This window comes from Yinghuangia soli, from assembly GCF_021502675.1.
Lineage (GTDB): Bacteria > Actinomycetota > Actinomycetes > Streptomycetales > Streptomycetaceae > Yinghuangia > Yinghuangia soli.
This window is the reverse complement of the sequence record NZ_JAKFHA010000008.1, coordinates 157254-176983: the sequence shown is the minus strand read 5'-3', so window position 1 is coordinate 176983 and position 19730 is coordinate 157254. Positions and strand designations below refer to the sequence as shown.

Genomic DNA, 19730 nt, shown 5'->3' with positions numbered 1-19730 from the left:
GGGGGGGGGCCCGCCCCCCCCCCCCCCCCCCCCCGCCGCCCGTCCGCCCCGCCGCCCGTCCGCCCGTCCGCCGCACCGCGCGAACCCCTTGGAGGAACTGCCCTGTGAACAGCGTCATCCCGCGCCTCGCGGCGCCCTCGCCCGAGGCCTCCGGCGCCGGGACCCGCCCCGCGGCCGGCGTGTGGGCCGTGCGGGCCGCCGACCCGTCGCTCGAAGCCGTCGCGGAGACCGTTCGGGCCCTGCTCGCGCCGCACCTGCCGCGCGTGACTGCCGCGGACCCGTCCGGCGCACCGCGCGCCATCGTGCTGGTGCACGAGGAAATCCCGCATGCCCCCGTCCCGTTGGGGTTGGCCGTCGCAGACGCGGAGCACTACCGGATCCGGGTCGACGCGACCGGCATCACCTGCCGGGCCGGTACCGCGGCCGGTGTCTTCCGGGCCGCCACCACGGCCATCCAGCTCATCACCACCGGTGCGGACTTGACCGACCGGGAGGTCGCCGACGGCCCGCGCCACGCCTGGCGCGGCCTCCTGGTCGACCCGGCGCGCGGCTTCGTGACCGCGGAGGAACTGCGGCGGGTGGTGGACGTCGCCGCGCTCTACAAGCTCAACGTGCTGCACCTGCACCTCAGCGACAACGAAGGCTGGCGGCTCGAACTCCCGGGCCTGCCCGAGCTGACCGCGGCCGGCGACGGCCGCTTCTACACCGTGCAGGAGTACCGCGACCTGCAGGCGTACGCGACGGCCCGGTTCGTCACACTCGTCCCGGAGATCGACCTGCCCGGCCACTGCGGGGCGCTGCGCGCTGCGTTCCCTGGCCTACCCGAGGCACCGATGGCGGAGGAGGACGGCGGGATCGTCGAACTGCTCGGCAACTTCATGACCCTGACGCCGCCGGTCGACCTGGAGGACGACGGCACGGCCCGGCTCGTGGAGCGCATCATCGAGCAGGTCTGCGCCCTGACCGACGGCGGCTTCGTGCACGTGGGCGCGGACGAGGCCGTGGGGATGTGCCACCGCAACTACGCCGCCGCCGTCGCGCGGCTGCGCGAGACCGTACGCAAGTTCGGCAAGCAGCCGATCGCCTGGCAGGAGGCGTCGCGGACCGGCGTGGAGCCCGGCGACGTCGTGCAGTACTGGCTCGACGGCTTCGAACGAGGAGACGGCGGAAGCGACGGCGACGACAACGAGGGGACGATGGCCGCGCTCGGGCTGTCCCCGGAGACCGCCGACCGGCTCAGGGCGTACTTCGCCCCGGTGGCAGAGGACCTGGCGCGGATCGTGCGCGGCGGCGGGCGCGTCCTGCTGTCGCCCCGCACGTCGGTCTACCTCGACCGCCCGTACGCTGCCTCGTCGGTCCCCGAGGAGCAGCGCGACACGACGGCGAATCTCGGACTGGCCGCATACCCGGGGCGCCCGCTCGCCGACCTCGCCGCGTGGGACCCGGCCGCCCTCGGCATCCCGGACGACCAGGTCGCCGGCATCGAGGCGGCGCTGTGGGGCGAGACGATCGACGGCATCGACGACCTCACCATGCTGCTGCTCCCGCGCCTGCCCGCAGTCGCCGAGGCCGCGTGGTCGGGCGGTCCGGCACCGTGGGACGACTACCGCGGACGCCTCGCGCGGCACGGCCGCCTCTGGTCGGAGCGCGGCCTCGCGTACCTCGCCGCCCGCGAGATCGACTGGCAGGCCGGGGACGGCTGAAGCTCCGCCGACCGGCTGCCCCCGTCATGCGGTGACGGGGGCAGCCTCGATCTCGGTGATCTCGATTTCGGCGCCGAAAAGGCCGCGGAGGATGTCGCTGATGCTGTCCCGCAGCGCGGCACAGGCCACCGGGTCCACCAGTGAGGCCAGCGAGGCGATGCCGAGGTCGAAGCGGCTGGCGAAGCCCACCACGGTGCCCGCGGCATCCGGTTCGACCGTCCACGTGCCGGTGAACTTCGCGAAGTCGCCCTTGGTCTGGGTGAATTCGATGCGGCGCGCGGCCGCGTCGATTTCGTCGCGCTCGGTCCAGACCAGGATCCCGCGGCGGAAGGTCACTTCCCAGGTGGATTCGCTGGATTCGGTGGATTCCGTGCTGCCCGCGCCGCGGTGCAGGATCTGCACGGCCCGCACGTTCTCGGTGAGCCGCGGGTACTGCTCGAAATCGGCGACCAGGGCGAAGACGGTGTCCGGGTCCTGGCCGGACAGCCGGGCGTCCAGTACGACCGAGCATTCCATCGGTGTTTCCCTTTCCCAAATGGGGTCGTGGACGTGCGGCGGGCTCAGGCGCCCCAGGAGAATGCCGGCTTGTTGCGGGTCGGTGCGTTCATCTCCTGGATCAGGCGGCGCACGGAGGCGCGCCAGGCGTCCTCGAAGTCCTCGGCGTCCAGGGGGACGGTGCCGCCGAGGAGCGGGCCGAGGGAGCTGGGCAGCTTTTCCGGGATGACGACGAAGCCGCAGACGGCGAGCAGCCCGTCGAGCTTCCCGAGGTCTTCCGGGGACAGGACGTCCTCGAAGGCCGGGCGGACCAGGCGGTCGACGATGGACGGCTCGACGATGCGGATGTCCGGGACCTCGATGCCGCACTCGCCGCCGACTTCCTGGACCAGTTCGACGAACCGCTGGATGGACAGCGCGTGTTCGCCCGCGCTGAGCCAGTAGTCGCCGTCCCGCAGCCCGGCATCGAGGACCGCGCGGACGCCGAGCGCGACGTAGTCGCAGGGCACGACGTCGACGTAGGCGCCCTCGACCGCCGGGATGAACGGGATGGTGCCCTTGATGGTCGCCTCGGCGAGGCTGTGCACGCCCTGGGCCTGGCGGATCTCGCCGGTCTTGGAGTTGCCGACGATGACGGACGGGCGCACGATCACCGCGTCCAGGCCGCTGCCGCGCACGATGTTCTCGCCGGTGAGCTTGGACGTGACGTACTCGTCGGGGCGTGCCGAGGACTTCGAGGCGGCCACCGCGTCGGCGGCCCCGAGCGTGCCGCCCTGATCGACGTGCCGGACCACGAACGCGGTGCTCACGTGGACCAGCAGGGCGTCCGCGTCAGCAGCGAACTCGACGATGCGGCCCAGGCCTTCGATGTTGACCCGGTCGACCTCGGCTTGTTCGGCGGTGAAGTTGACGATGGCCGCGGAGTGCACGACGACGTCGATCTCGCCGCACAGGCGGCGGTACGCGGCCGGGTCGAGGCCGAGCCGCGGGCTGGTCAGGTCGACCTGCACGACGCGCCCCGAACCGGCCGGCAGGCGGTGGTGGACGGCCGCGACGACGTCGTAGCCGTCCAGCACTTCGAGGATCGCGGTGCCCAGCACGCCGCTCGCCCCGGTGAGCAGGATGGTCCGGCCCGCCGCGCCCGCCTCCGCCGGGCCGCCGACGGTCATGCGCCCGCCTCGGCGGGCCGCGGGAAGCGCTGCGCGGTGGCCGCGCAGGCCGCCTCCAGCGCGTCGCCCAGCCGCTTCTCGTCCGCATCGCCCATCACCGCGGGCGGCGTGAACCGGATGACGGGGAGGGCGTTCATCGAGTGGTTGGCGATGACGCCCGCGTCCATGAGGTCCATGAGGAACTCGGCGGCCAGGTGGCCGTCCACGAACTCGACGCCGATCAGGACGCCGCGGCCGCGCACCTCGGCGACCAGGTGCGGGATGTACGTGTCGGTGAGCCGCCGGAGCGTCGCGACCAGCCGCTCGCCGAGCGTGCGGGCCCGCTCGACCAGGCCTTCGGCCTCGATGGTCTCGACGGTCGCACGCACCGCGGCCATCGCGATCGGGGCCGCCGAGTAGGTCGAGGTGTGCAGATAGGGGTCCGCGTCGAACGGCGCGAAGTACTGCTCGGAGACGAGCGTGGCCGCGACCGGCACGACTCCCCCGCTGAGGCACTTGCCGACCAGCACCGCGTCCGGCCGCACGCCCTCCAGATCCGCACCCCACCAGGCGCCGAGCCGGCCGAGGCCGGTCATGACCTCGTCGAGGACCAGCATCGCGCCGCGCTCCCGGCACACCGACTCGACGGCCTTGAGGTAGCCGTCCGGCGGCACCACCACGCCGCCCTCGCTCTGCACCGGTTCCACGATGACGCAGGCGTCGGACGCGTCGTCGCCCAAAGTGTCGGCCAGCGCCTGCGCGTCGCCGAACGGGACGTGCGCCACGTGCGGCAGCAGCGGCCGGAACGGGTCCTGGTAGACGGACCGGGCGGTGACGGTCAGCGCGCCCATGGTCTTGCCGTGGTAGCCGCCGGTCATCGAGACCAGCCGGCGGCGCCCGTTGGCCCGGGCGATCTTGATGGCGGTCTCCACCGCCTCGGCGCCCGAGCAGGAGAAGTGCACCTTGGTGAGGCCGGGCGGGGCGACCCGGGTCAGCGCCGCGGCGGCCCGGGCCGCCGCCTCGTTGATGAGCACCCGGGTGGACAGCGCCTGGCGGTCCAGTTGCTCGCGGACCGCGGCCAGCACCGCGGGATGGCCGGCGCCCACGAAAAAGGCCCCGTAGCCGCCGCAGTTCACCAGGTCGCGCCCGTCGCTGCAATGCACCAGGGCGCCGCTCGCCGATTCCTCGATGGGCAGATTCAGGATCGTGGCGACGCGGCCTTGGCCCTCGCCGAGATGTCTGCGGTACAAGTCGATGACTTCGGAGCGCTCCATCATGATTCCCATGCCGTTCCGCTCGCGGATTCGCCGGTCATTGCGCCAGTCATTGCGCCGGTCACTGCGCCAGGCAATGCGGAGGCCGCGGCACCGTGCCGACAGGCGGCAGCCACGTCGGCCAAGTTACCGAGCGGCTCCGGACGGCCGTCCATCGTGCGGTAACCGCCCGGTTTCGGGACCGCCGTGAGCGCCCGGTTGACGGCGGGTGGGCCGTGCGGCGCGGCCCGCGGCTAGCTTGGCGGCCATGGCGAGTGACGAACTGAGGGACAGGGACGCGGCGCCGTACGAGCAGATCACGTATTCGGTGGCCGACCGGATCGCGACGATTTCACTGGACCGCCCGGAGACCCGCAACGGCTACACGTTGCGCATGGCGGACGAACTCGTGGACGCTTTCGACCGCGCGGATTCCGACGACGATGTGCGCGTGGTGGTGTTCACCGGGGCCGGCGACCATTTCTGCGCCGGGCTCGACCTGTCCGCGGGGGAAATGGCGCTGATCGCCGAGAAGGCGCAGAAGGCCGCCGCCGGGGAATTCGTGGAGGAACCGGCCGGGCGCTGCTCGATGCGCATCTTCGCGATGGACAAACCGGTGATCGCCGCGATCCGCGGCGCGGCGGTCGGGGCCGGCGCCACGATCGTCCTGCCCGCCGACTACCGGCTGCTGGCCACCGACGCGCGGTTCGGCTTCGTGTTCAGCCGCCGCGGCATCTTCGCCGAGGGCGCGTCCACGTGGTTCCTGCCGCGCCTGGTCGGGATGGGCTGCGCGCTGGACTGGCTGATCAGCGGGCGGGCGTTCGACGCGCCCGAGGCGCTCGCCGCGGGACTCGCGCACAGCGTCCACGAGCCGGATCAACTCCTGCCCAAAGCCTACCAGTTGGCCAAGGCGATCGTGGACCGCACGGCTCCGGTGTCTGTCGCGGTCATCCGCCGGATGGTATACCGGATGAGCACGTTGGAGTCCCCGGTGCCGGTGCACCTGCTGGACTCGCGGCTCATGTCGGACCGCATCGGCAGCCCGGACGCGATCGAGGGCTTCGACGCGTTCCTCACCCGCCGCGACCCGGTGTTCCCGGGCCGGGTCGGCAAGGACCTGCCCGCGTATCTGCCGTCGCACGACCCCTGGCGCGAGGGTGCGCCGGCCGTCCTGGGGGAGGACCCATCGCTTCCGGAGCAGTCTCCGAGTCCGTGACCGTGGCGGTGCCGCCGGACGTGGCGTACGCGGCGGTCAGCGACGTCCGCACGGTCGGCACCCGCAGCCCCGAGACGGTGGCAGTGACGCTGCGCGGTGCCGCGCTGCCGCTCGCGGTCGGGGCCCGGTTCACCGGGCACAACCGCAACGGGATCTTCCGCTGGTCCACGCGCTGCACGGTCACCGAGGCGGAGCCGGGCCGGGTCTTCGCCTTCGACGTGAAGTCCGGCGGGCTGGCGATCTCCAACTGGCGCTACGAGTTCAGCGCCGCACCGGACGGTGACGCGACGCTGGTCAGCGAGACGTGGACGGACCGGCGCAGCCCCGTGATGTACGTGCTGAGCACACTGGTGACCGGCGTACGGGACCGCCCCGCCCACAACCGCCGCACGATCCGCGCCACCCTGGACGCACTCAAGGCGTCCCTGGAGGCGACGCAAGAAGCAGGGGCAACCGGGGAAGCCGCGGACGCCGAGTAGGCGCCCCAGGCTGCCTGCGCTCGAATGGCCTACCGGCCGGCGGGCCCACGACCTACGTCCCCGTCCCTCCCCTTCCTCCACCGCGCTCTCGGATCCGCAGGCGTTCGGTCAGCGCCGCCAAGCGGACCAGTTCGCGCGAGGCCGGGCCGGCCGCGGTGAGGCGGCGCAGCGCGTCGGGGTCCTCCTGCGTCTCCAGCCACTGCGAAATACGCGCCTGGGTGGCGGCCCTGGCGGCGCGCGGTACGCGGGTGTAGGCGACGTGCCGGACCGGGCCGTACCGAAAGACGTACTGCACTTCGCCGCGTACCGTGGCGCCCTCCACGCGGCTCAGCAGCCCGTGGTGGGCGAGCATTTCGAGGGCTGCCTCGGTCTCCGCGCGGTCGCGCTGCGCGGCGGCCGCGACTGCGCCCGGCCACACGGTGTCCCCCACGATCGCGGCGTCCCGCAGCATCGTCCGGGCATAGTCCGGCAGCCGGTCCAGGCGGGCCGCGATGACGCGGCGTACCGTGCTGGGCAGCAGGCGTGCCGCCAGGTCGTGCGGCTCCGGTCCGGTGCCCTGCGGCAGCTCGTCCCGTACGCCCTGCGCGAGTGCGGCGACGAACTCCGCGGCCAGCAGCGGGTTCCCGTCGGCAAGCGACACCAGCAGCGCACGCGTCTCCGCGGCCGCCTCGTCCGCGTCGGGCGCGCATGAGGCCAGTCCCTGCTCGTCGAGCAGCAGCCGGACGCGCCGTTCGATCAACCCGTCCGGAAGACGTCCCACCGCAACCGTGGTGACGTTGCGCTCGTCGGCGGTGTAGAGCGAGCGCCGGTCGGCGAGTTCGGGCCGGGCGGTGGCCAGCACGAACAGTTCGCTCGCCGTCGTGGGGATGATGTGCCGGCCGACCATTTCCAGGATCGTGTCGTCCGCGGTGTGCAGGTCGTCGATGAGCACCGCGACCTGGCGTTCCAGGGCGGTGTGTTCGAGCAGCCGCCACCATGCGGTGACGACGGCGTCCAGGTCGGTCGGGCCGCCGAAGTCCGGGACGGTGCCGAAGGCGGCGGTCAGGCGCGCCAGCATCCATTCGCCGTCGCGGTCGGTGCGCACCGCGCCGCGGACCGCCTCCCAGAGGAGCTCCCTGGCCTCCTCGGGCGTGTGCTCGGCCGTGATCCCGCACAGCTCGCCGAGGCCGTCGGCGATCAGCGGCAGCAGGCTGCCGTCCACCAGGCGCGGCGGCAGCCGCACCACGAGCGGGCCGGTTCCGCCGTCGGCCGGTGCGCGCAGGATCCGCTCGAACTCGTCGATGATGCGCGTCTTGCCCATCCCCGCGTCGCCGACCAGCAGGGCCGGGCTCGGCCGTTTGCCGGCTCGGAACAGCTCGACGACGTTTGCGAGTTCGCGTTCGCGCCCGAGGAGTGCACCGGTGTGCGGGGCGCCGCCGGGCGGCAGGATGCCGGTGGCCGCCGATACGTGGGACGCGGCCCGCGCGCGCCGGTAGGCGATCGTCCCGGAGCTCTGCCGGCGCGTCTCGTCGGCGGCCCAGACCTCGTGCGCCGGGACGAGCGGCAGCATGGAGTGGCACTGGTCCAGGAGCGCGCCGGTGACGCGGGGCGCCGAGCCGGTGCCCGGCCGGTCGCGGACCAGCGCGGGGCCGGTGGCCACGGCCGCGCGCACGGTGGCGCCCGGAACCATGCCGGACGAGGACTCGATGTGGTGCCGGATGGCGAGCGCCGCGGAGACGGCCCGGACGGGGTCGTCGTCCATGCTGCGCCGGGCCCCGAACACGGCCACCCAAAGGGAGCCCATGCGGCCGGCCGGCACGCCGCCGAAGCGGGCCACCTCGAACCGGATGGCGCCGTCCGCGCGTTCGGCGGCCGACTCGATGTCCTCGGGGTCGGCGTATTCGGTCCGGGATGCGAAGGCGACCCGGACGAGGACGGCGGTGACCTCCTTGCGCTCGGTCACGGGGCCGTCGTCGCGGCGCCCGGGCACGGCCCCGGCCCGCTCCCCCGCCCCCGGCGGCCCGGCGGCCTTGCCGCGGCTCTCGGCGTCCGCGGTCATCGCGGCCAGGACGGCTCCCGCGAAGCCGAGCCCGTCGGCCCCGGGGCTGGCCGCGCCCGGCGGGCCGGGCACCGGTGCCGGGCCCGCCGCCCGGGCGCGGGGGGCGTACAGCAGCGCCGGGTCGTGCGTGACGATCGACTGCCGCAGATCCCGCAGCTCGTGCCCGGGTTCGAGGCCGAGTTCCTCGATGAGCGCAAGCCGGGCGCGGTCGAAGGTGTCCAGGGCCTCGGTGTGCCGCCCGCACCGGTAGAGGGTGAGCATGAGCTGCCCGAGCAGGCGTTCGCGGCGCGGTTCGCCGCGGGCGGTGGTCTGGAGCTCGGCGAGGATGGCCTCGTGGCGGCCCAGCGCGAGCTCGTTGTCGAAGTGGTCTTCGAGCAGGTCGAGCCGGGCGTTGGCAATGGCCTTGAGCTCGGGCCAGGCGATGCCGTCCTCGACGAGGTCGGCCAGCACCGGCCCGCGCCACAGGGTCAGGGCCTCGCGCCACAGCCGGGACGCCGCTTCGGGTGATCCGGCGTCGAGCTCCTGGCGGCCCTCGGCGGCCAGGTTGCGGAAGCGGTGCAGGTCGATCTGCTCGGGGGCGACGCGCAGCAGGTAGCCCGGGGCCCGGGTGAGGAGTTCGACGTGCGTGCGGGCGGCCTTCTCGCGGCGCTCGTCGGCCTCGAAGAGGCGGCGCAGCCGCCACACCGTGTTCTGCAGGACCTTGCGCGCCGACACGGGCGCGGAGTCCCCCCACAGCGCGGTGATGAGGCGGCTGGTCGGCACGACCTGGTTCGGGTACAGCAGCAAGTACCCCAGGGTGGCGCGCTGCCGGGCGCCGCCGAGCGGGAGTTCGGCGCCGAACCGCTGCGCGGCGAGCGGCCCCAGGAGCGTGAATCTCGTGCCGTGGTGCATCGCGGCCTCCAGAGTCCGGCGGGACGGGGTGCGCTCACGAAGTCCGGAGGTGGCGGAGCCCGTTGCGTACCATGCCGTCGGCGGCGGCGCCCGGGTCCGGGGGCCGGTGCGGCCAGTCGACGAACCGGCGTACCGGTTCGGTCGAGATCAGCACCGGGTCGTGCATGAGGATCTCGTTGGCGAGCCGGCTGAGCCGGTCGTCGGGTGCCAGGCCGGGGTCGGCGGCGAGGGTGCGGCAGGTGCGCCGGTAGGCGTCCAGGGCGTCGGTGTGCCGGCCGCTGCGGTAGAGCGCCAACATGAGCTGGCCGCACATGCGCTCGCGGGCGGGGTCCGCGTCGAGCGCCACCGCGAGTTCGGCGACGACGTCGGTGTGCCGGCCGAGCATGAGGTCGGCGGTGACGCGGTCCTCGAACGCCGCCACCCCGGCCTCGTTTAGCTCGGTCAGCTCGGGCCAGCACAGGCCGACTTCGAGCAGGTCGGCGAGCGCCTCGCCGCGCCACAGGCCGAGCGCGCGGCGCAGTGTGGCGGCGGCGTCCTCCCAGGCCCCGTCGGCCAGTTCGCGGCGGCCGTGGGCGGCCAGGTCGCGGAACCGGGAGGCGTCGATGTGCTGCGGCGCAACGCGCAGCAGGTAGCCGTCCCGGCACGTGACGATCGAGCACAGCAGGTCGTCGGAGCGGCGCAGGCTGGACACCGCGTTCTGGAGGATCTTGCGGGCGCTCTGCGGTTGTTCCTCGTGCCACAGCGCGTCGACCAGGCGGTCGACGGGGACCGGGCGGTTCGCGTTCAGGAGGAGGTAGGCGAGGGTGGCGCGGCGGCGCAGGCCCCCGAGCGGCACCGGGACGCTGTCGCGCACGACCTCCAAGGGGCCGAGCACATTGAACGGCGTCAAGACATCCCCTTCGCATGCCGGCGGGGCACGTCATCCGCTCCGCGCGCCCCCACGCGCGAATGCTCGGCCCCAGGTGGACGAAACGTCGGCTCTGTGCGGTCGCGGGACGGCGGCACCGAGATGGCGGCTCGGAAGGCGCCGGCGGCCCGGCGAGTAAGTCATCTCACCGCAGGCCTCTGCGATTTCCTACGGCGAGCCCGGTGCTTCAGGTGTGCCTAGGCCGGGTCGGGGTGCGTCGGGCGGGCCCGGGTGTGCCGGGGAGCACACGGCCGGAAATGCCGGCGGGCTGCTCAGGCGCTCACGTGCTCAGGGGGCGTACAGCTCGTCGATGTCCGCCGCGAAGTCGGCCAGCACGACGTGCCGCTTGAGCTTCAGGGACGGGGTGAGATGGCCGGAGTCCACGCTGAACTGGATGTCCAGGATGCGGAACTTCTTGACCGACTCGCCCTTCGAGACCGCCGCGTTGCCGTCGTCGACCGCGCGCTGGATCTCGGCGAGCAGGTCGGGGTCGTCGCGCAGTTCGGCGAGCGTGGCGCCGTCCGGCTTGCCCGCCTGGGCAGCCCAGCGCGGCAGGAACTCCTCGTCCACGGTGACCAGGGCCCCCACGAACGGCTTGGCGTCCCCGACCACCATGCACTCGGCGACCAGTGCGTGCGCGCGGATGCGGTCCTCGATGATCGCCGGGGCGACGTTCTTGCCGCCCGCGGTGACGATGAGCTCCTTCTTGCGGCCGGTGATGCTGAGGTAGCCCTCGTCGTCGAGGGCGCCGATGTCGCCGGTGTGGAACCAGCCGTCCACGAGCACCGCGGCGGTGGCCTTCTCGTTGTTCCAGTAGCCGGTGAACAGGTGCTCGCCGTGCAGCAGCACCTCGCCGTCGTCCGCGATCCGCACCCCGCTGCACGGCATGGGCAGGCCGACCGTGCCGATCTTCTGCCGGTCGTGCGGGTTGAAGGTGGACGCGGCGCAGGACTCCGCGAGGCCGTAGCCCTCCAGCACGGTGAACCCGAGCCCGCGGTAGAAGTGCCCGAGGCGCGGGCCGAGCGGCGCGCCGCCGGAGATGGCGTGCGTGGCGCGGCCGCCGAGCACCGCGCGCAGCTTGCTGTAGACCAGCTTGTCGAACGCCTTGTGCCGCAGCCGCAGTCCGAGGCCGGGACCGGACGGGGTCTCGGTGGCCTTGCTGTACGCGATGGCCGTCTCCACGGCCTGGTCGAAGATCTTGCCCTTGCCGCCGGCCCGGGCCTGGGCGCGCGCGGAGTTGTAGACCTTCTCGAAGACGCGCGGCACGGCCAGCAGGAACGTCGGCCGGAACTGCGCGAGTTCGTCGGTGACCTGCTTGACGTCGCTGAGGTGGCCCAGCTTGACCGGGCCCATCATCGCGACCAGCGCCGCGACGCGGGCCATCACGTGGGCGAGCGGCAGGAAGAGCAGCACCGAGGCGCCGTCGGAGAAGATCGGCTTGTTGAGCGCGATCGTATTGCCGCATTCCGCAAAGAAGTTGCGGTGCGTGAGCATGCAGCCCTTGGGCTGCCCGGTGGTTCCGGACGTGTAGACGATGGTGGCCAGCGCGTCGGCGTCGGCGAGCGCGCTGCGCTCGTCGACCTCGGCGTCCGGCACCTCGCGGCCGGCCTCGGTCAGCTGCCCGACCGCGTCCGCGTCGATCTGCCACAGGTTCTTGAGCAGCGGCAGGCGGTCGCGCACCTGCTCGACGAGGGCCTGGTGCTCGGCGGTCTCCACGATGCACGCGACCGCGCCGGAGTCGCCGAGGATCCATTCGACCTGCTCGGCCGACGACGTCTCGTAGATGGGCACCGAGACGGCGCCCGCGAACCACAGGGCGAAGTCCAGCAGGCTCCATTCGTAGCGGGTCCGCGACATCAGCGCGACGCGGTCGCCGGGCTGGACGCCGGATCCGATGACGCCCTTCGCGGCCGCCGTCACCTCGGCGAGGAACTCCCGGGAGGTGATGTCCTGCCACCGCCCGTCGACCTTGCGGGCCAGGATGGCCCGATCCGGGTACTCGGCCGCGTTGCGCCGGACGATTTCTGTCAGATTTCCGTCTGGGGGAACGTCGTACAGGGATGGGACGCTGAACTCGCGCAAGGCTCTTGTCTCCTTGTCGGCACCGACTGCTGCTGGCTGGGCTCCGGGAGGGGCTCACCGGCCGGGGCGGCGACCGACCGGTAGCGGGGCGGGACAGATGTCCGATCAGCGGTATTTTCCATAGAATTCGTCCTACGGAGATCGCAATTGTGTCATGTACGGGGGCCGACGGAACATGCCGGAGCCCGCTCCGCCCGGCGTGGCCCGTGACGGCCCGAGCATGCTGAACCCGCTCTTCCTCGCGGGCCGTACTAGTTTCGAGGCACTTGGGCCCGGTGAAGGCCTCGTGACATGCATCAGGGTTCCTCGACGGCCGAATTCAGTGAGGAGCAACGAGGTTGAGCGAAGGAATAGGTACGGCGACCGCCGGCCGGTACCGCCATCCACTGGCGGCATTACGCGCCAAGGCGGGCTACACGCACGGCGAGTACGCGCATCTGATCGCCCAGACACATGCGGAACTGGGTTTCGGCCAGATGGCCGCGCGGCGGGAGAAGGTGTCCCGCTGGGAGACCGGCCGCGCGGTGCCGGAACTCACCGCGCAGCTCGCAATGGCGCACATCCATGCTGTTCCCCAAGAGGAGGTGATAAGCCGCAAATGGCCCGACTGGCTGCATTTGGCCATCGGTGACGCCCGGCAACTCGAACTTCCGTGGACGAACGCCGCGGTGCCCGAGGCGATCCTCGATGCGGTGGTCGGGCGCAAACTGATCCAGCAGGAGTATCTGCTCGCCACCGGAACCGCCGCCAAGTCCCTGGCGGAGGCCTGGACGGACGCCATGTCCGAGGCGCTGGCGAAGTCCTCTGCCGATCCCACCCGGCAGAGTTCGGGTCTGCTGCGCGGACCCGGCGCGGACGTCGGCGAGGCCGGCTCGGTCCTGGAGGCGTGCACCCGGCTGCGCGCGCTGCAGACGTTCACGACCCGGTTCACCGCGGACTGGCTCGTGCACGCGAGTGAGATGGAACTGCGCACGCTGGCCAATCATTTCCTGGCCGCGCCGGAGGCTCTGCGGACCAGTCAGGACCTGCTGATCATCGCGGCCGAAGGACTGGCCGTGTGCGGGTTCATCGCGCGCCTGCAGGGCGAGCACATCAACTCCCAGCGGTACTACCTCGCCGCGCTGCGGTGTGCGACCGCGGCCGCCGACGCGGAGACGGCGGCAGCGATCGTGACCCTGCACGTGGGGCAGTACCTCGACCTGCAACTCCACGAGGAGGCCGCCGAACTCATCACCGCGGTCGGCAACTTGCTGAACGGCCACCAGGTCAGCGTGAACGATCCTGCGCTGGTGACCCTCATGCACGCGCAGACCGCCCGCATCCACGCCATGCGCGGGGACGACCTGGGCCGTCGCAGGGCCCTGGTCGCCGGACGGCAGGTACTCGACACCGGCGTGGCCTCGGGCACGCTGCCGATACTGCCGATCCGGTCCCATGCGTGGCTCCGTCTCATGGACGGCGTGTCGCTGCTCGATCTGGGGCAACCGGACCGGGCCATCAAGCATTTCGCGCCGGTGCTGTCCACACCGGCCGAACCGCTTCCGCTGCCGCCCGCCGCCCGTGCGATGTACATGCTGCGCGCCGCCGAGACGCAGGTCGCCCTCGGGAACGGGGGCGAGGCCGCGGACACCGCGGCCAAGGCCGCGACCCTGCTGGGCGGCGTCAAGGCGGCGGCGGCCGAACGCGTGCGGTTGGCGCTGCATGCGTACACCCATCTGCCGTCGGTCAACAGGTTCCTGGAGTCGATGGAGCCTTAGCCCCGCAACAGGCACTGGCGCACAGCGCGATCACCACGACCCGCCGCGCCCGCAGGCGGGCGCCGCACGGCGCGCGATCAGGCCGCCCGGTACCGGCAGACCGGTACCGGGCGGTCTGCTGTGTCGGCAGGGGTGGCAGCCGGCGCACGGCTGCAGGCTCGGTGCCGCGCGGCGCGGCGCGGAGCAGCGCGCAACGCCGGGTCGCGGTCGCCGGCTCGGGGCTCAGTGTGCAGGACCGCCCCCGCCGGAGCAACGCTCCGGCGGCCGCCGGCCTGTGCCTTGGGGGTGCCTTGTGCTACTGGCCGGTCACGAGGCAGCAGCGAAGCACAGTTCGAGCCGTGGCAATTAGCCCGCTTCGGCGATGAGATTTTGACGGCCCGCAAGGGCGTTCGACCGCCCTCCGGGGCGCCGCTCTCCAGGGCGCGGACCAGCTGCCAACAGCGCCGCGACCTCGTCATCGTCTCTTCCACGAATCTGGCTGGAGTCGCTCTCATGAGTCGTTCGGTCCTCGTCACCGGTGGCAACCGCGGCATCGGTCTGGCGGTGGCGCGGCGGCTCTCCGCGGCCGGCGACCGGGTCGCGGTGACGTACCGCTCCGGACCCCCGCCCGCCGGGTTCCTCGGCGTGCCCTGCGACGTCCGCGACCCGGCCGCGGTGGACGAGGCGTTCGACAAGGTCGAGGCCGCGCACGGCCCGGTCGAGGTGCTGGTGACCAGCGCCGGCATCACCAACGACACGCTGCTGATCCGGATGACCGAGGAGGACTTCTCCTCGGTGATCGACACCAATCTCACCGGGACCTACCGCGTGGTCCGCCGGGCCGCCCGGCACCTGATGCGGGCCGGCGCGGGGCGGATCGTGGTGATCTCCTCGACCGCCGCGCTGAGCGGCGTCGTCGGGCAGGTCAACTACGCCGCGTCCAAGGCCGGGCTGATCGGCATGGCCCGGTCGCTGGCCCGCGAGCTCGCGCCGCGCGGCGTCATGGTCAACGTGGTCGCCCCCGGGCTGACCGACACCGACATGGCCGCCGCGCTGAACGACAAGACCCGCGACAAGATCGTCGGCCAGATCCCGCTGGGCCGCATGGCGACCGCGGACGAAGTGGCCGCGGCCGTCCAGTTCCTGGCCTCCCCCGAGGCCTCGTACATCACCGGGACGGTCCTGCCGGTGGACGGCGGCATGTCGATGGGGCACTGAGCCCGCCGCGTCACGACGCATCACGACGACGCAACCGCGATAGGGGAGGCAGTACGTGAACACCGCAGCTGAAGCCCGCACGCCGGGCGGACCGCGCCGGCCCGCCCGGGCGGTCGCCGTCACCGGGATGGCGGTGACCTCGGGCTACGGGCACGGGGTCGACGCGCTGCGCGAGGGCATCTACTCCGGCGTCCCGGCCTTCGTGCCGGTGACCCGCTTCGACACCGCGCGCTACCGCATGGGCCTGGCCGCGCAGGCGGACGCCGGGCTCGACTTGGACACCGAGCTGGCCCTGCTCACCAAGGAGGCCTGCAAGCAGGCCGGGCTCTCCGCGGACGAGCGCGCCGAGGCGCCCGTGGTGCTGGCCCGGCACGCCGACCCGCTGGTGTCCCGGCTGCCCCGCACCGAGCAGGAGACCCGGCCGATCAGCGGTACCGCGCAGTGGCTTTCGCAGACGTGCGGGCTGGGCGGCGCGGGGCGGACCTACATCAACGCGTGCGTGGCGGCCAGCGCCGCGCTGGCCGATGCGGCCGCCATGATCGCCTCCGGACGGCACGACCGGGTGGTCGTGGCCGGCGGGCACCTCGTCGACGCGGAGTCCTTCACCACCTTCAATGCCGGCAAGGCGCTCGCAGTGGACGGCCGGCTGCGGTCCTTCAGCGCCGGGCGCAAGGGCCTGCTGCTCGGCGACGGCGCCGGCGCGGTGGTGCTGGAGGCGGCGGACAGCCGCCCCGGCATGCAGCCGCTCGCGCAGCTGACCGGCTGGGGCATGGCCGGCGACGCGTACCACGTGTGCCAGCCGCATCCCGAAGGCCTGGGCATGGCAAGGGCGATCGGCATCGCGCTGCGCCGGGCCGGGCTCGGCCCCGCCGACCTGGACTACGTCAACGCGCACGGCACCGGCACGCCGTACAACGACGCCGCCGAGACCGCCGCGCTGCACCGGGCCTTCGGCGAGCATGCCGAGCGGGTCCCGGTCAGCTCGACCAAGTCGATGCACGGGCATGCCCTGCAGGCTGCGGGCCTGGTCGAGTTCGTCATCTGCGTGCTCGCCCTGCAGTCGGGCAGCCTGCCGATCAATTCCGGCTACCTGGGCCCCGACCCGGACTGCCGCCTCGACCTCGTCCTGGACTCCCCGCGGCAGCGCGAGGCTCGGCATGTGCTCAGCCTGAACGCCGCATTCGGCGGGGCCAACACCGCATTGGTGGTGAGCGCCGCATGACCGCGAAGGCCTCCGAACTGACCACGCTCGCACGGTCGGTGTGGTCCGGGACCGGCGACGAACGGCCGCCCAACCTGCCCGGGTTCACCGCGTCCCCGTTCGGGCCGCTGATCGCGCACGTCGCGGACCTGTGCCTGACCGGGCACTACGGCGCGCATCCGGCACCGTCGGAGGACGGCGAGGACACCGCGATCGTGCTGGTCACGCAGCTGGGCGACATGGCCACCGAGGCTGCCGTGGTCGGTTCGGTCGACTCCGGGAAGACTGCGTCGCCGCTGCTCTTCTACCAGTCGGTGCCCAGCGCGGTGCTCGGCGTGGTGGCGGCCCGCTGGGGCCTGGGCGGCCCGGTCATCTGCATCAGCCCGGTCGAGGGCAACCTCGAAGCCGGCCTGGAGCTGGCCGAGTTGCTGGTCGAGGACGGCAGTGCGGGCAACGTGCTCCTGGTGCTGGTCGAGCTCGCGGTCCGGGACGGCGAGCCGGACCGCGCCGAGGCCCTGCTCGTGACCGCCGGCGCGCCGGACGGCGGGGACGGCCGGGAGGCGCCGTGACCGAGGCCCGCCCCGGCTTCCCGGCGTCCGCCGAACCGGATCTGCTGCGGCAGTTCTGGTGGCTGCACGACGCCCGGTGGTACCAGGCGGTCAAGAACCGGTTCGGCCAGGACGTGGCGAACGAACTCAACGCCGAGGTCATGCAGTTCGTGGCCCGGCGGGTCGCCACCGTCTTCGCCCGGCGGTTCCCGGTGGGCCGGGACGCCGCACCGCAGGAGGTGGCCGAGGCGCTGGAGGCGCTGGCCCGGCTCATGTTCGCCGGGACGGTGCGCCTGGCCTCCACCGAGTTCGCCGCCGACGGGTCCTGGGAGACCGAGGTCAGCGAGCACTACGCGCTGAAGATGCTCAAGGCCAGCCGCTCGCTCGAGAACTACCAGTGCCCCTGCCTGGAGTTGCGCGGCGGCTGGTTCGAGGGCCTGCGGGTGACGGCCGCCGACGAGGTCGTCGCGTGCATGCGCGAAGGCGCCGAGGTCTGCCGGTTCCGGGCCTGCCTGAAGCCCGGCCAGGACCCGCCGGCCGACGACGAGTGAACCCGAGTGACACCCGAGTGAAACCCCTGAAGCAGGCCGGACACGCAGCCGAGGAGCGAGGGAACGAGGTGCGAACGATGCGACTGGTCGTCGCCGTCACCGGTGCCACCGGCGCCGTGCTGGGCGTCCGGCTGCTCCAGGAGCTGCGCCGCCACGAAGACGTCGAGACCCACGTGGTGGTCAGCCGCTGGGCCCGGACGAACCTGGCGGTGGAGAGCGGCCTGACCGCCGCCGAGGTGAACGCGCTGGGCGACTACTCCTATTCGCCCGACGACCAGGCCGCCGCGATCTCCTCGGGGTCGTTCCCGGTGGACGGCATGGTCGTCATCCCGTGCAGCATGAAGACGCTGGCCGGGATCCGCGCCGGGTACGCCGAGGGCCTGGTCGGCCGGGCCGCGGACGTCACGCTCAAGGAGCGCCGCAAGCTCGTGCTGGTGCCGCGCGAGACGCCGCTGAGCGAGATCCACCTCGAGAACATGCTCGCGCTGTCCCGGATGGGCACCGTGATCCTGCCGCCCATGCTCGCGTTCTACAACGACCCGTCCGGCCTCGACGACATGGTCGACCACATCGTCGCGCGCACCCTCGACCAGTTCGGGATCGCCTCGCACCGCGCACGCCGGTGGCAGGGGCTGCCGGACGCGAACCACTCCTCGGCGGCGGCCTCCGGCCGCCGTCCCGCCACCGCGAACGCGCCCCGGGGGACTTCGTCATGACCCACCTTGCCGATCTGCGCGCGTACCTCGACGCCTTGGCCGCCCTCGGCGACCTGAAGACCGTCGACCGGCCGGTGAGCGCCGACCTGGAGGCCGCCGCGCACACCCGGCGCTCCTACGAACTGCGCGCCCCGGCACCGTACTTCACCAACATCGCGGAGGACCGGATCGGGATGCGCATGTTCGGCGCGCCGGTCGGGGTCAGCTCGCGGACCGATATGCCGCTGGCCCGCCTCGCGCTGTCCGTCGGCCTGCCGCCGGACACCGGTGCCGCCGCCGTGGTGGACCACCTGGTGCGCACCCGCGACGCCGCGCCCGTACCGCCCCGGCTCGTGCCCTCCGCGGGTGCGCCGTGCAAGGAGAACGTGCTGCTCGGCGACGCGGCGACGCTGGACCGGTTCGCGATCCCCCGCATCCACGAGAAGGACGGCGGCGACTACCTCAACACCTGGGGCGTCATCGTCGCCAAGACCCCGGACGGAGCGTGGACCAACTGGTCGATCACCCGGATCATGAAGCTGGACGGCAAGCGCATGACCGGCCTGGTGATCCCGCCGCAGCACCTCGGCCTGCTCTGGCAGGCCTGGGCCGAGCGCGGCGAGCCGATGCCGTACGCGCTGGTCCAAGGCGGCTCCCCGGCCATCCCGTTCGTGGCCGGCATCCCGCTGCCGCGCGGTCTGGACGAGGCCGGCTACATCGGCGCGCTGCAGGGCGCCCCGGTCGACGTCGTGCGCTGCGAGACCTCCGACCTGGAGGTGCCCGCGCATGCCGAGGTGGTCATCGAGGGCCATCTCTCGGTCGGCCGGGACAGCATGGAAGGCCCGTTCGGCGAGTACGCCGGGTACGCCTCCACGCACAGCTCGCTGCAGCCGGTGTTCTCGGTGGAGGCGATCACCTACCGGAACGAGCCGGTGTGGCCGATCGTCGCGGAGGGCCGGCCCGCCGACGAGTACCACACCGTCACCGGCACCGGGCGCGCCGCGAACGTCCTGCATGCGCTGCGTGCCGCGGGCCTGCCGGTCACCACGGTGTGGATGCCGTTCGCGGCGGCCATGCACTGGACCGCGGTGACCGTGCCGGAGAACTGGCGCTCGGTGCTGCCCGGCGTGGACTCCACGGAGTTCGTGCGGCGCATCGGCGAGGTCATGCACAACAGCGGCGGGCCCAGCGCGATGATGCCGGTCACCTTCGTGCTGGACGACGACGTCGATCCGTCGAACGAGGCGGACCTGCTGTGGGCGCTGGCCACGCGCCTGCACCCGCAGGACAAGCGCCAGGCGTGGAGCGCCGTGGTGCTGCCCTTCCAGACCTGCTTCACGGACGAGGAGCGCAAGGCCATGCGCGGCCCGAGCGTCCTGCACGACGGACTGCTGCCGGCCTGGGGCGAAGGGCGGATGCACCACGCGTCCTTCGCGCAGGCGTACCCGGAAGAGGTCCGGCGCAAGGTCGTCGCGCACTGGGACGACTGAGCACACCGGGCGCCCGAGGCGCCCGCCGACGCCCGCAGGCCCGACCCGGCTTCCCCGTCGACGCACGAAGACGCTTGAA

General features: G+C 72.8%; 16 protein-coding genes. 10 read left to right on the top strand and 6 right to left on the bottom strand.

Translation table 11 applies throughout. The features are described 5' to 3' along the window. The first annotated feature begins 104 nt into the window (after window positions 1-104). Complete coding sequence (locus LZ495_RS16730; protein WP_235053015.1) at window positions 105-1703, top strand: family 20 glycosylhydrolase; 1599 nt, start codon at window positions 105-107, stop codon at window positions 1701-1703. Window positions 1704-1727: 24 nt separating this feature from the next. Here the strand turns inward: LZ495_RS16730 and LZ495_RS16725 are convergent, their stop codons facing one another. The 3 genes from LZ495_RS16725 to LZ495_RS16715 are packed head-to-tail and all read right to left on the bottom strand — an operon-like array spanning window position 1728 to window position 4623. Continuing rightward, the gene (locus LZ495_RS16725) at window positions 1728-2219 is read right to left on the bottom strand and encodes a type II toxin-antitoxin system RatA family toxin (RefSeq protein WP_235053014.1); all 492 of its coding nucleotides are present in this window, start codon (window positions 2217-2219) and stop codon (window positions 1728-1730) included. 44 nt (window positions 2220-2263) lie between these two features. Then, on the bottom strand, window positions 2264-3367 hold the full coding sequence (locus LZ495_RS16720; protein WP_235053013.1) for an SDR family oxidoreductase: 1104 nt from the start codon (window positions 3365-3367) through the stop codon (window positions 2264-2266). Next, a complete protein-coding gene (locus LZ495_RS16715) occupies window positions 3364-4623 on the bottom strand; it encodes an aspartate aminotransferase family protein (RefSeq protein WP_235053012.1) in 1260 nt (419 codons plus the stop codon). The genes LZ495_RS16720 and LZ495_RS16715 overlap by 4 nt, the downstream gene beginning before the upstream one ends. A 244-nt stretch (window positions 4624-4867) precedes the next feature. Here LZ495_RS16715 and LZ495_RS16710 point away from each other — a divergent pair, with 244 nt between their 5' ends. Together LZ495_RS16710 and LZ495_RS16705 are read left to right on the top strand one after the other, a co-directional pair. Next, window positions 4868-5815: an enoyl-CoA hydratase-related protein gene (locus tag LZ495_RS16710; RefSeq protein ID WP_235053011.1), complete on the top strand. Its 948-nt coding sequence runs from the start codon at window positions 4868-4870 to the stop codon at window positions 5813-5815. Continuing rightward, on the top strand, window positions 5812-6294 hold the full coding sequence (locus LZ495_RS16705; protein WP_235053010.1) for an SRPBCC family protein: 483 nt from the start codon (window positions 5812-5814) through the stop codon (window positions 6292-6294). The genes LZ495_RS16710 and LZ495_RS16705 overlap by 4 nt, the downstream gene beginning before the upstream one ends. Before the next feature lie 52 nt (window positions 6295-6346). On the opposite strand, the gene LZ495_RS16700 is transcribed toward LZ495_RS16705, so the two are convergent. From LZ495_RS16700 to LZ495_RS16690, 3 genes are all read right to left on the bottom strand, one after another. Beyond that, on the bottom strand, window positions 6347-9223 hold the full coding sequence (locus LZ495_RS16700) for an ATP-binding protein (RefSeq protein ID WP_235053009.1): 2877 nt from the start codon (window positions 9221-9223) through the stop codon (window positions 6347-6349). 34 nt (window positions 9224-9257) lie between these two features. Next, window positions 9258-10112, bottom strand: a complete 855-nt coding sequence (locus tag LZ495_RS16695) for an AfsR/SARP family transcriptional regulator (protein ID WP_235053008.1) — start codon at window positions 10110-10112, stop codon at window positions 9258-9260. Window positions 10113-10418: 306 nt separating this feature from the next. After that, the gene (locus tag LZ495_RS16690; protein WP_235053007.1) at window positions 10419-12212 is read right to left on the bottom strand and encodes an AMP-dependent synthetase/ligase; all 1794 of its coding nucleotides are present in this window, start codon (window positions 12210-12212) and stop codon (window positions 10419-10421) included. A gap of 338 nt (window positions 12213-12550) precedes the next feature. Here LZ495_RS16690 and LZ495_RS16685 point away from each other — a divergent pair, with 338 nt between their 5' ends. From LZ495_RS16685 to LZ495_RS16655, 7 genes are all read left to right on the top strand, one after another. Then, a complete protein-coding gene (locus LZ495_RS16685) occupies window positions 12551-13969 on the top strand; it encodes an NsdA family TPR-like regulatory protein (RefSeq protein WP_235053006.1) in 1419 nt (472 codons plus the stop codon). Window positions 13970-14461: 492 nt separating this feature from the next. Next, complete coding sequence (fabG, locus tag LZ495_RS16680; RefSeq protein ID WP_235053005.1) at window positions 14462-15166, top strand: 3-oxoacyl-ACP reductase FabG; 705 nt, start codon at window positions 14462-14464, stop codon at window positions 15164-15166. A 55-nt stretch (window positions 15167-15221) separates the two neighbouring features. Next, window positions 15222-16388 carry a beta-ketoacyl-[acyl-carrier-protein] synthase family protein gene (locus tag LZ495_RS16675; RefSeq protein ID WP_308268228.1) on the top strand — a complete coding sequence of 389 codons (1167 nt, stop codon included), beginning with the start codon at window positions 15222-15224 and terminating at the stop codon, window positions 16386-16388. Next, window positions 16385-16936 carry a beta-ketoacyl synthase chain length factor gene (locus LZ495_RS16670; protein WP_235053004.1) on the top strand — a complete coding sequence of 184 codons (552 nt, stop codon included), beginning with the start codon at window positions 16385-16387 and terminating at the stop codon, window positions 16934-16936. The genes LZ495_RS16675 and LZ495_RS16670 overlap by 4 nt, the downstream gene beginning before the upstream one ends. Then, window positions 16933-17466 (top strand): hypothetical protein, encoded by a 534-nt coding sequence (locus LZ495_RS16665; RefSeq protein ID WP_235053003.1) that lies wholly within the window; start codon window positions 16933-16935, stop codon window positions 17464-17466. Before LZ495_RS16670 ends, LZ495_RS16665 begins: the two co-directional genes overlap by 4 nt. A 77-nt stretch (window positions 17467-17543) precedes the next feature. Next, on the top strand, window positions 17544-18182 hold the full coding sequence (locus LZ495_RS16660) for a UbiX family flavin prenyltransferase (protein WP_235053002.1): 639 nt from the start codon (window positions 17544-17546) through the stop codon (window positions 18180-18182). Beyond that, entirely contained in the window at window positions 18179-19651 is a 1473-nt protein-coding gene (locus LZ495_RS16655; RefSeq protein WP_235053001.1) for a UbiD family decarboxylase, read from the top strand. Before LZ495_RS16660 ends, LZ495_RS16655 begins: the two co-directional genes overlap by 4 nt. Window positions 19652-19730 lie beyond the last annotated feature (79 nt).